The sequence below is a fragment of the Arthrobacter tecti genome (assembly GCF_054511355.1).
Genome location: NZ_JBTNCT010000030.1, coordinates 1 through 10,724 on the forward strand (window position 1 = coordinate 1; position 10,724 = coordinate 10,724).

Consider the following 10,724-nt stretch of genomic DNA (forward strand, 5'->3'; position numbering starts at 1 on the left):
GACGAGCGAAGCGAGTTCGGGGAAGTTCCGACGCGCTAGGAACGAGGGGTACCCGGGCGAGCGAAGCGAGTTCGGGGAAGTTCCGACGCGCTAGGAACGAGGGGTACCCGGGCGAGCGCCAAGAACTCGCTGGAGGATCACTCAGCCGCGCTCGGCTCGTGAGCCGTGATGGCGCCGTCGATCGCGTCGAGGAGCCGTGAGTCTCCCAGGATCTTGAAGTGGCCCATTGCGTCCAACTGGATGTTCGTCGCGCCGATCAGCTCACTGCCGCCGGGAATGTGCGGGTCGAACGTTCCGTAGATCGAGGTGATGCGTGAATTCACAGCGAGGTTCGCGCGCAGGGCATTCAGCGTCCGGTTCCTCGGCGAGAATGCGCGCAGGCTGGGAATCAGCGCGAACATCGCGTAGATAGATCCGGAGAAAGGCGAGTTTACGGCGATCAAATGGTGGACGCGCGGGGCGGAGTCCGGCAAGGTCATCACGTATTTCCCGATCAGCCCGCCCTTACTGTGCGCCACGAGAACGACGTCGTGCAGGTTCCGCTCCACCAGGTATTGCGACACCAGATCAGCCATCGCCGGGACCGTGCCGCAGTTGTAGCCGAGGGCTGTGACGGCATGCACGGGATGCCCCTGACTGTGCAGATGATTGGCGATCGGGTGCATGAACTGCCATGGCTCGTAGATGCCGGGGAGCAGGATCACGGGCGCCCGCTCCCCCGTCAGCTGGCGCTCGGCGTCGCCCCGAAACAGGAAGCCGCGCGCTTGCCAGTAGGCAACATAGGCGTAGTCGAGCACCCATGCCCGGCCGCGCCTAAGCAGTTTCATGCGCATCTCCGGCGAGGAAGCCTTGTGCGGTTTCAGCTGGCCGGTGGTACATCAGCACGTGTGGCGCGCCGTCGAGCTCGATAACTGCGGCATGGCCGTTCGCTTCGGCGAGTCGTCCCAGCCAGTCGGCGGGGACAATGGGATCCCGCCCGCCGCGCATCAGAACCACAGGGGAGGAAACGTGGGGCAGCGTGTCCTCGAGCCGGTGGTTCATCATCGCCGGAAGTGTCTTCAGGTAGGGGATCATCGAGCGGAGGTAATCCGTGAACACCACCCAGTTCACCTGGGGCGATTCACACAGGGTGTCCTGCGCCAGCCGCAGCGCCTGCTTGCCGATGGACCGTTCCCGATCATTCACCGTTGGCCCAAGCAGTACCAGCTTGGCGACCAGCTCCGGCGCGCGGGCTGCCGTCTCGGCCGCCACCTGACAGCCCATCGAATGCCCAATCAGTACGATGGCGGGGAGCTCGAGTTTACGCACCACGGCCAGCACGATCTCGCCCAGTTCAGGGACGGAAAGCGCGCGGCGTGGGCCTGGCGTCCCCCCAAACCCCGGCAATTCAATTGCATACACGGTACTGGTTCGGGCGAGCTCAGCGGCGAGGGGTTCGAAGTAGCGCGGGGAGACGCCGATGCCATGAACGAGGACGATCGGCTGCCCGCCCTGCCCCACCGACCGCACGATCGCCGTGCAGTCCGCGACACGCTCTTGGCGCACAGTCGCCCACGGCGCTTTGCGCACAATCACTCCTCACCTTTCCGGCATCGACTCTTCAATAGGTGACTCTTTGAAGGCTCATACGGTCACCTATTGGAGAGTCGATGAGATCTTTCTCCCAAGCCTAGACGGTTAGGCGTGGCTTATTATGAATTACTCAGAATAGATGGTTGACTAACCCCATGACCGAACAGACCGCACTGGAAGGCACCTGGGCCGCGTCCCTGCGCGCCGCCGGGCGGCGGGTGACGAAGCAGCGCCTGGCGGTGCTCGCCGCCGTCGAGCATTCACCGCATGCAACGGCCGACGACGTCGTCACGGCCGTCCGCGCCGAGCTTGCGGACATCACGGTCCAGTCGGTGTACGTAGTGCTCGCGGACCTCACTGTGAGCGGCCTGCTCCGCCGGATTGAACCGCCGCACTCACCCGCGCGTTACGAGACGCGGGTCAACGACAACCATCACCACGCCGTCTGCACAGGGTGCGGCCGGATCGAAGACGTGGATTGCGCCGTCGGGCATGCACCCTGTCTAACCCCGCACTGGTCCCCGGGCTCCGAACAGATGACCATCCAGATCGCCGACGTGGTGTATCAGGGTCTCTGCAACAACTGCCGTGAGGCGTCCCTTGAACTTCCCGAACTAATTGAAAATCACTGAAAAGAAGGAGAACAATGACTGCCAACTTCAGCACCACCCAATCGGGTGCACCGGTTGTTGACGACAGCAATTCCTCGGCACTGGGCCGCGATGGCGCCATCCCGCTGACCGACCACTACCTCGTCGAGAAGCTTGCACAGTTCAACCGCGAGCGTGTTCCGGAGCGTGTTGTCCACGCCAAGGGCGGCGGCGCGTTCGGCGTCTTTGAAGCAACCGAGGACGTCAGCAAGTACACCAAGGCGGCACTGTTCCAGCCCGGCGTGAAGACCGAGACGCTGCTGCGCTTCTCCTCCGTCGCCGGTGAGCAGGGCTCCCCCGACACCTGGCGGGACCCCCGCGGTTTCGCCCTGAAGTTCTACACCACCGAGGGCAACTACGACCTCGTCGGAAACAACACCCCCGTGTTCTTCATCCGCGACGGCATCAAGTTCCCCGACTTCATCCACTCGCAGAAGCGCCTCCCCGGCTCCAACCTGCGGGACGCTGACATGCAGTGGGACTTCTGGACCCTCTCCCCCGAGTCGGCACACCAGGTGACCTGGCTGATGGGCGACCGCGGCCTGCCCGCTTCGTGGCGCACAATGAACGGCTACGGCTCGCACACCTACCAGTGGATCAACGAGGCCGGCGAGAAGTTCTGGGTCAAGTACCACTTCAAGTCCAACCAGGGCCACGAGACCCTCTCCACGGACGAAGCAGAGACGCTGGCCGGTTCCGACGCCGACCACCACATCCGCGACCTCTACGAGAACATCGAGCAGGGCAACTTCCCCAGCTGGGATCTCAAGGTCCAGGTCATGCCGTACGAGGACGCGAAGAACTACCGGTTCAACCCGTTCGACCTCACCAAGGTGTGGCCGCACGCGGATTACCCTCTGATCCCCGTGGGCAAGCTGACCCTGAACCGCAACCCGGAGAACTACTTCGCGCAGATCGAGCAGGCAACCTTCGCGCCGTCGAACTTCGTGCCCGGTATCGCCGCTTCGCCGGACCGCATGCTGCAGGCGCGCATCTTCTCCTACGCGGATGCCCACCGCTACCGCGTGGGAACAAACCACGCGCAGCTTCCTGTGAACGCCCCGAAGAACGAGGTGCGGAACTACTCGAAGGACGGCGCATCGCGCTTCTTCTTCAACTCCCCGCAAACCCCGGTCTACGCTCCGAACTCGGTTGGCGGCCCTGCTGCGGATCCGGCACTGACCGGACCCGAGGGCGGCTGGGAGAACGACGGCGACCTCATCCGCGCCGCACACACCCTCCACACCGAGGATGATGACTTCGGCCAGGCCGGCACGCTGTACCGCGAGGTCTACAACGACGCCGAGAAGGCCCGCTTCCTCGACACCATCACCGGCGCTGTGAGCGGCGTGACCATCGCGGACATCCGCGAGCGCGCCATCCAGTACTGGACGAACGTCGACGCCGATCTGGGTGCGAAGCTTCGCGCCAACCTCGGTAACGGCGGCGGCAGTGCGGACACCCGCGCTGAGGCAGCAAACAAGTTCTAAGGCACTAACGCCTTAGCACACAAGGAAGGGCGGGTCCGTTTGGACCCGCCCTTCCTTGTGTTGTGGATCGACCGCGCCGCTCCATCGACCGGGCACGAATTACGTTTTCTTCGCGGCCTCGCGGTCCAGCGCCAGATGAAGCGCCTGGAAAAACAGCTCGATCAGCAGATCGAGCGCCTGCTCCACGGCCTTGCGGTCCTGGTTGAGCACGTAGTCATACTGCAAACCGTAGAGGCTCGAAGTGAAGACCCTTGCGGCCGGCTCGGCGCGCTCCCGCGGCAGGCCCTGTGTCACCAGCCAGTCCGAGGTGAAGGAGTGCCAGTACTCATACTTCTTGGTGGCGCTGCCCCGCGGTGACGGACTCGCGGCGTCCTGCACTGCTGCCTCGAACTCAAGCCGTTGCAGGTTCCGGTTCCGGTCCACCAGCAGCCAGTTCCAGGAATCGAGGATCCACTTCCGGTAATCCTCCGGAGTGAAATTTTCAGGGTTCGCAGGCTTCAACGTGTCATGGCGGGCTTCGATGTGCCGAACGATCTCGTTGACCAGTTCCTCGCGGTTCCCGAAGTGGTACACCAGTACGTAGCTGCTAATTCCGAGTCCGTCCGCGAGGGTGCGAAAGCTCAGGCTGGCGAACGTCTTGTCGAGCAGGTGCTCGACAATCTGGTCGAGAAGCTCGGTTTTTCGTTCCGGTTTCGGAGGGCGCGCCATGGCTTGAATACTACCGTCGCGGCGGTCATGTCCCCTGAAAGAAGCGGACTCGTGACCTTCGCCAATCTGCTACTTCCCGGCACTTACCGTTTCCGACGCCGCGACCTGGCCTGCCCCGTCGTCGTCGGCTTTGCGCTCAAGACGGGCGCCTTCGACGTCGACGTCCGGAAGGATGCGGTCCAGCCATTTCGGCAGCCACCAGGCGGAGCGGCCGAGCAGGTGCATGGCCGCCGGGATGAGGGTCATGCGAACTACGAAGGCGTCGAGCAGCACACCGAACGCGAGCCCGAAGCCGATGGGCCGGACCATCGTCAGGTGCGAGAACACGAACCCGGCAAACACCGAGACCATGATGATGGCCGCCGCGGTCACCACCCGGGCACCGTGGCTGAACCCCACGCGCACGGCTTCCCTGGCGGGGCGGCCGTGGACGAAGGACTCGCGCATGCCTGAGACTAGGAACATCTGGTAGTCCATCGCCAGGCCGAAGAGCACGCCGATCAGGATGATGGGCAGGAAGCTCAGGATCGGGCCCGGATTGTTGACACCGAAGAAGTCTCCCAGCCAACCCCACTGGTAGATGGCCACCGTGGCGCCGAAGCTGGCCAGCAGCGAGAGCAGGAAGCCCGCGGTGGCGATCAGCGGCACGAGGATGGAGCGGAAGACCAGCAGCAGCAGGATCAGTGACAGCCCGACGACGATGCCCAGGTAGAGCGGCATGGCCTCCATAAGCTTGGCGGAGACGTCGATGTTCGCGGCGGTCTGGCCGGTCACGGACACCGTGACGCCGGTGGCGCCCTCGATACTGGCTGCCTCGGCGCGGAGGTCCCTCACGAGCTGTTCGGTGCTTTCGCTGGCCGGGCCCTCCTCCGGGATGACCTGGTAGATGGCGGTGTGTCCGTCGTCGCTGATGCCTGCGGGAACGGCGGTGACGACGTCGTCGATCTCGGCCAGGCGGTCCGCGACGTCGAGCTGCAAGTCGGTGCGTTCGCCGTCGTCGTCAATCGCGGGAAGCTCGCCGACCACCAGAAGGGGGCCGTTGGTCCCCTCGCCGAACTTCTCGCCGACCAGGGTATACGCCTGGTAGGCGGTGGAGTCCGCCGGTTCCGAGCCGCCGTCGGGCAGGCCGACACGGAGCTCGAGCGCCGGAAGGGCGAGGACCGCGAGCGCGGCGACACCGGCGAGCACAGTGAGGATGGGCTTGCGGGTAACGACGCCGCCCCAGCCGCTTCCTGCGGCGGCCTTGTCATCGGCGGTGTGCTCCTCTACTTCGGCCGAGGATGCTGCCGTACCGGCCTTCTTCCACCGCCGCTTCGAGATGACGTTCCGGCCCATGAAACCCAGCAGCGCGGGAGTAAGGGTGAGCGCCACGAGAACCGCGACAGCGACGGTCCCAGCCGCGGACAGACCGAGGATGGTGAGGAACGGCAGTCCCGGCACGGCGAGCGCGGCGAGCGCGATGATGACCGTGATCCCGGCGAACAGCACGGCGTTACCGGCGGTCCCGGTCGCGCGGGCGATTGATTCCTGCAGCGGCATTCCCCGCAGGAGTTGGGTGCGGTGCCGGTTGACGATGAAGAGGGAGTAGTCGATTCCGACGGCGAGACCCAGCATGAGCGCGAGCACCGGGGAGATGGAGCTCATCTGGATGACGCCGGTGAGTGCAAAGGTGATGCCGACGCCCACTCCGACACCGACGATCGCCATCAGAAGCGGAAGTCCCGCTGCGACCAGCGTGCCGAGCATCACGATCAGGACAATAGCCGCGACGAGAAGGCCGATGACCTCTGCGGGGCCGAAAATTTCAGAGATGTCCTGGACAATTTCCTTGCTGTACTCGACGTTGAGACCCGCGTCCGTGGCGGCGCCTGCAGCTTCCTGGACGGCTTCGCGGGTCTCCGGCGTGACCGCGTCAACCGCGGAGGTGAACTGGACGCTGGCTACGGCGGTGGTGTTGTCGTCGGAGACGAATTGGATTCCTGAGGACGCTTCGAGGAGGCGTTCGCCGCGCTCGAGTTCTGCGCGGGCGGCGTCGAGCTCGGCCTGACCCTCGTCGAGTTGCTGGCGTTGGGAGTCAAGCTCCGCCTGGGCGGCATCAAGCTGGGCTACCGTCGCGTCGATCTGCGGGGCCGGCAACAGGTCCTTGGATGCCTCGAACTGGGCGCGTTGCGCATCGAGCTGGGCCTGCGCGGCGTCGAGCTGGGCGGCGCCGTCGTTGAGCTCCTGGGCACCGGCTTCCAGCTCTTCGCGGCCGGTCTGTAGTTCAGCACGGCTGTCGGTCAGTTCCTGGGCGGTGACGAATGGATCGACGACGTTTTCCACGCCATCGAGGGAGGCGACGTCGTCGAGCGCTGAACTCACGGCGTCGCGCTGTTCCTGTGTGAATTCGTCATCCGGGTTCTGGAACACCATGGTGCCCATGCCGCCGACCGCCTCCGGCATGTCTTCCTTCAGCTGATTCAGGACCCGCTGGGATTCAGTGCCCGGAATGGTGAAGTTGTTGCTCAGCGTGCCGGAGAAGGCGACGGCCGAACCGCCGACGGCGACCATGATCGCCAGCCACGCAGAGACAACCCACCAGCGGCGGCGGTAGGCAAAGGAACCGAGTCGGTACAGGAGGAAGGCCATGGTGTTGTGAGTCCTGGGCTAGAGCGTTGGGTGGGAAAAACCGTCACGCAGCATGGAGAGCGCTGTGACAATGTGGTTTTCGAGGGTCTCGGCGTCGGTGTCAACGCCTGCTGCCCACTCGCGCATGGCGGCCTTGGCACAGGAAAGCACCGAGCCCACAAGCGCGTGGATGTAGAGGAGTGACGCCTGCCCGTTCAGGCGTTCTTCGACGGCGCTGATGATCCGCGCTTCAGCCCGCTCCCAGGCGAGGAGGTGGGTGCCGAGGAGGTCGGGGTTGCCGGCGGCCATCCGGAAGAGGTCCCCGCAGTCCTGCAGGTTCTCAACCTTGGTGGTTGCCGAAAGGGTGGCGATCATCGCATCGAGTAGCGGTTCATCCTTGGGGCGGGCGGCGAACTCGGCCACCGCCTGGTCGAGGAAGGACTCGGTTGAGACGATCAGCGCGTCCTCGGCGCTATGGAAGTAGTTAAAGAACGTGCGCCGGGAGACGTTCGCCTGTTCGGCGATCTGTTCTGCGGTGAAGTTGCCCATGCCGTGCTTGCGCGCCAGGTCAAGGGCTGCCTGGGCGATGGCGCGCCGGGTGTCGAGCTTGTTCTGCTCGCGGCGGCTGGTTGCTTGCTGAGTCACGTTATTACACTACGTGCAAGTTTGCACGATGTGCAAGTTGCTCCATCTGCTGACGGCAGATCTGCCCTGGGACGCACACCATTGCGGGCCTTTCCAGCGACGGACAGGCTGGCACTATGAACACTCAACAGGACGGCTTCCAGGCTTTCGACACCACACTGTCCCAGCAATTGATGAGGCACCGGATCCTTCTCCTCGGCGATGAATTGGACCAGGAAGGCGGCAACCGGCTCTGCACCCAGTTGCTCCTGCTTTCGGCGGAAGATTCGCGGCGGGATATCAGCCTGTGGATCAACTCTCCCGGCGGATCGGTACCAGCCATGCTAGCCATCCGGGACATCATGCAGCTCATTCCGAATGACGTTTCCACACTGGCCGTCGGCTGGGCCGCGAGCGCCGGGCAATTCCTTCTCAGCGCCGGAAGCCCCGGGAAACGGTACGCCCTGAAGCATTCACGCATCCTGTTGCATCAGGGTTCCGGTGGAATTGGCGGAACTGCAACGGACATTGAGATCCAGGCTGCCGACCTGCGGCATACCCGCGACACCGTGCTCTCACTCATCGCCGCCGATACCGGCCAGCCGGTTGAGAGGATCGCCGCCGACTCGCTGCGTGACAGATGGTTCACGGCCGGTGAAGCAAGGGAGTACGGGTTCGTGGACCACATCCTGGAGAACCTCGACGACATCCGACCGGACAAGCCGGTCAGCGTGAGCCTGGGCGGTTCGCGATGAGCACCTACACCATCCCGTACGTCACTACGCGGGCAGGCGACGGCTCCCGGCAGACCCTGGACATCTACAGCAGCCTGCTCACGGAGCGCATCATTTATCTGGGGACGCCTGTTGACGACGGCGTGGCCAACAGTCTCATCGCCCAACTGATTCACCTCGAATCGCAGTCGCCGGATGTCCCGATCGATCTCTACATCAACTCCCCCGGCGGCTCGATCGAAGCGATGCTGGGTATTTACGATGCCGTGCAGTACGTGCGATCACCGATTAGGACAGTCTGCATTGGCCAGGCCGCCTTCACCGCAGCGGTGCTGCTGGCCTGCGGTGCGCCCGGCCAGCGCTCCATCCTGCCGCGAGCCCGTGTGGTGCTGCACCAGCCCAGCGTAGAACCCGGCCGCGGAACCGTTCCGGACCTCATCCTCAACGCAGAGGAGGTATCAAGGGTAAAGGTGGTCCTCGAGGAGCTCCTTGCCCGGCACACGGGCAGGACTATCGAAACACTCAGGCAGGACACCGACCGCAACCTGATCCTCAACGCAGAACAGGCCGTTGAGTACGGGTTGGTGGATCAGGTGGTGGAGAACCGCGGCACCTGATTCACGCCGCGAGGCAAACCGGTCCGGAGGCACTCTGCTGGGTCGTGTACAGCTGACGGGCAGCCTGGCTGGTGAGGTCGAACATCGTCATATCCAGGGCCCGGGCAACACTGGCGAAGACCTCTGAGGACGCGTCTTTGCGTCCACGTTCGATCTCCGACAGGTACTGGGTTGAGATGGCTGCCCGCTGCGCGACTTCGACCAGCCGTTCGCCGCGTTTTTGGCGGGTCTCCTTGAGGATCGAACCGAACACGTTCCGCAGCGGCGGTTCACTGTTCAGTCTCTTCGGCTGGAACGCGATGATGTCACCCATGCGCAAACACTAGCCGGACAGGGTGGCGCGTGTCCGCTTAATCTGCCCACAGCAGAGCGACCTCAGCGCGCTTCAGCTGTGTGGGGATGGCGCGGATCGGCGATGAAGATCGACTCGTAGATGTCGTAGATCAGGGCTGCCTTGGCGTTGTTGTAGTGCATGACATCCTCAAAACCATCCGCCGCCAGTTTCTTTTTCAGGCTCGCGTAGGCATCTCGATCAGCCGGATGCGTCCTTAGCCAGTTCCTGAACATCACGTGTCGCTGCGGTTCAATCGCGTTCGTCGAGAAGACGTGCAGGTTGGTGTTCGGGTCCTCCAACTTGAGCGCCCGGTGCTCCTCCCACTCGGGCTCCCTGATCACGAGGATGAAACCCCCTGATTCCAGCTGGGGCAGGTAAGACGCCTCGTCAGCGGAGTCCGCAACGAGGAGGTCGACGTCGATGACCGGTTTTGCGGCCAGTCCGGGAACCGAGGTGGAACCGACGTGTTCGATCACAGCGGCGCGCGGTCCGAGGATCGCACTGACTTTGTCCGCCACCTTACTGAAGGCCACAGGCCAGGCGGGATCGTACTCGGATACAACCACGCGTTTCTTCCACCGGGTGGGATCGTTGGGTTCGACCCGCGCGGCCTGGATGGCGTCGTCGTCGGGCTGTTCAAAGGGACGCCATAAGGGGTGAGTGGGCATGAGCTTCAGCCTATTGTGCCTGGGAGCCGCTGGATTCCGACGCCGGCTGACTCCTGCGGGCGTGGGCAGCATTCCAAACCTGCTCGGCAATCGCTGCCGGCGTCGCGCTCGTGAAGTCAATGACGACGTCGTCGAGCTGAAGTTGTTCGAGAATGTTTTCCAGTTCGACGGTTCGATGTAGGTGCCACAACTCTCCAACCGGATCCGTGGTGTGACGCGCCCTTATCCGTGCCTTTCGAACGGCTTCAATGGCCGTGATCCGCGCGATCAACAACCGCCGCCCGCCTACTGCCTCCCGGTACCGGGGTATTTCCCGCTCGTCCTGCAGAACTCCGGCCAAAACGAACGTCTCGATACCCGTTGCCGCGTAGTTGGCCACCAGGGACGTCAGGTTGGTCAGTTCGAGCTCGTGGTTGAAACGGTCTCCCGAGGGCGCAGGCCAGGCACGGCGAATCTCGTCGAGGTCGATGATCGCGTGAGCTACGCCTTCGTGCTCGAGCATGCGGCCCAGTGCTTCAGCGGCCGTTGTCTTCCCCGCTCCCACCGTGCCGTTGATGAAGATGGCCAGCCCTTGCTTCGCAGTCACCGTGGTTCCTCCCTTTGCATCCTGCTAGTGTCCTGCGCCGGTAGTTCGTTGCATTAGTCGTGATAGGGATTCCAGGATCTCATCGGCGGTCTTGGTCCACACGTAGGGTTGCGGGTCCTCGTTCCAGGCTTTCA

General features: G+C 63.8%; 12 protein-coding genes. 4 read left to right on the forward strand and 8 right to left on the reverse strand.

The genetic code is table 11. The features are described 5' to 3' along the window. Positions 1–137: 137 nt before the first annotated feature. Positions 138–827, reverse strand: a complete 690-nt coding sequence (locus tag ACX80C_RS19140; protein ID WP_459328053.1) for an esterase/lipase family protein — start codon at positions 825–827, stop codon at positions 138–140. Beyond that, positions 814–1,575, reverse strand: coding sequence for an alpha/beta fold hydrolase (locus ACX80C_RS19145; protein ID WP_459328054.1), 762 nt, complete (start codon positions 1,573–1,575; stop codon positions 814–816). Before ACX80C_RS19145 ends, ACX80C_RS19140 begins: the two co-directional genes overlap by 14 nt. A gap of 152 nt (positions 1,576–1,727) precedes the next feature. Here ACX80C_RS19145 and ACX80C_RS19150 point away from each other — a divergent pair, with 152 nt between their 5' ends. Further along, complete coding sequence (locus ACX80C_RS19150) at positions 1,728–2,204, forward strand: Fur family transcriptional regulator (RefSeq protein ID WP_459328055.1); 477 nt, start codon at positions 1,728–1,730, stop codon at positions 2,202–2,204. Positions 2,205–2,218: 14 nt separating this feature from the next. Then, a complete protein-coding gene (locus tag ACX80C_RS19155) occupies positions 2,219–3,712 on the forward strand; it encodes a catalase (protein WP_459328056.1) in 1,494 nt (497 codons plus the stop codon). 99 nt (positions 3,713–3,811) lie between these two features. Here the strand turns inward: ACX80C_RS19155 and ACX80C_RS19160 are convergent, their stop codons facing one another. The 3 genes from ACX80C_RS19160 to ACX80C_RS19170 form a co-directional block, all read right to left on the reverse strand. Then, complete coding sequence (locus ACX80C_RS19160) at positions 3,812–4,420, reverse strand: TetR/AcrR family transcriptional regulator (protein ID WP_459328057.1); 609 nt, start codon at positions 4,418–4,420, stop codon at positions 3,812–3,814. A gap of 69 nt (positions 4,421–4,489) precedes the next feature. Next, positions 4,490–7,048: an MMPL family transporter gene (locus ACX80C_RS19165; RefSeq protein WP_459328058.1), complete on the reverse strand. Its 2,559-nt coding sequence runs from the start codon at positions 7,046–7,048 to the stop codon at positions 4,490–4,492. Between the two features lie 18 nt (positions 7,049–7,066). Continuing rightward, positions 7,067–7,672, reverse strand: a complete 606-nt coding sequence (locus ACX80C_RS19170; protein WP_459328059.1) for a TetR/AcrR family transcriptional regulator — start codon at positions 7,670–7,672, stop codon at positions 7,067–7,069. A gap of 116 nt (positions 7,673–7,788) precedes the next feature. Here ACX80C_RS19170 and ACX80C_RS19175 point away from each other — a divergent pair, with 116 nt between their 5' ends. Both ACX80C_RS19175 and ACX80C_RS19180 read left to right on the forward strand, forming a co-directional pair. Continuing rightward, positions 7,789–8,406 (forward strand): ClpP family protease, encoded by a 618-nt coding sequence (locus ACX80C_RS19175; RefSeq protein WP_459328060.1) that lies wholly within the window; start codon positions 7,789–7,791, stop codon positions 8,404–8,406. Further along, the gene (locus tag ACX80C_RS19180; RefSeq protein WP_459328061.1) at positions 8,403–9,002 is read left to right on the forward strand and encodes a ClpP family protease; all 600 of its coding nucleotides are present in this window, start codon (positions 8,403–8,405) and stop codon (positions 9,000–9,002) included. Before ACX80C_RS19175 ends, ACX80C_RS19180 begins: the two co-directional genes overlap by 4 nt. 1 nt (position 9,003) lies before the next feature. Here the strand turns inward: ACX80C_RS19180 and ACX80C_RS19185 are convergent, their stop codons facing one another. From ACX80C_RS19185 to ACX80C_RS19195, 3 genes are all read right to left on the reverse strand, one after another. Further along, complete coding sequence (locus ACX80C_RS19185) at positions 9,004–9,315, reverse strand: helix-turn-helix domain-containing protein (protein ID WP_459328062.1); 312 nt, start codon at positions 9,313–9,315, stop codon at positions 9,004–9,006. Positions 9,316–9,377: 62 nt separating this feature from the next. Further along, on the reverse strand, positions 9,378–10,004 hold the full coding sequence (locus tag ACX80C_RS19190) for a GrpB family protein (RefSeq protein ID WP_459328063.1): 627 nt from the start codon (positions 10,002–10,004) through the stop codon (positions 9,378–9,380). Between the two features lie 10 nt (positions 10,005–10,014). Then, positions 10,015–10,590 (reverse strand): AAA family ATPase, encoded by a 576-nt coding sequence (locus ACX80C_RS19195; RefSeq protein WP_459328064.1) that lies wholly within the window; start codon positions 10,588–10,590, stop codon positions 10,015–10,017. Positions 10,591–10,724: the final 134 nt, after the last annotated feature.

Bases quoted from the DNA above. Each gene is read 5' to 3' on its own strand.
- ACX80C_RS19185 (WP_459328062.1), bottom strand. From the start codon at position 9,315: ATGGGTGACATCATCGCGTTCCAGCCGAAGAGACTGAACAGTGAACCG.
- ACX80C_RS19150 (WP_459328055.1), top strand. From the start codon at position 1,728: ATGACCGAACAGACCGCACTGGAAGGCACCTGGGCCGCGTCCCTGCGC.
- ACX80C_RS19155 (WP_459328056.1), top strand. From the start codon at position 2,219: ATGACTGCCAACTTCAGCACCACCCAATCGGGTGCACCGGTTGTTGAC.
- ACX80C_RS19165 (WP_459328058.1), bottom strand. From the start codon at position 7,048: ATGGCCTTCCTCCTGTACCGACTCGGTTCCTTTGCCTACCGCCGCCGC.
- ACX80C_RS19175 (WP_459328060.1), top strand. From the start codon at position 7,789: ATGAACACTCAACAGGACGGCTTCCAGGCTTTCGACACCACACTGTCC.
- ACX80C_RS19180 (WP_459328061.1), top strand. From the start codon at position 8,403: ATGAGCACCTACACCATCCCGTACGTCACTACGCGGGCAGGCGACGGC.
- ACX80C_RS19160 (WP_459328057.1), bottom strand. From the start codon at position 4,420: ATGGCGCGCCCTCCGAAACCGGAACGAAAAACCGAGCTTCTCGACCAG.
- ACX80C_RS19140 (WP_459328053.1), bottom strand. From the start codon at position 827: ATGAAACTGCTTAGGCGCGGCCGGGCATGGGTGCTCGACTACGCCTAT.
- ACX80C_RS19190 (WP_459328063.1), bottom strand. From the start codon at position 10,004: ATGCCCACTCACCCCTTATGGCGTCCCTTTGAACAGCCCGACGACGAC.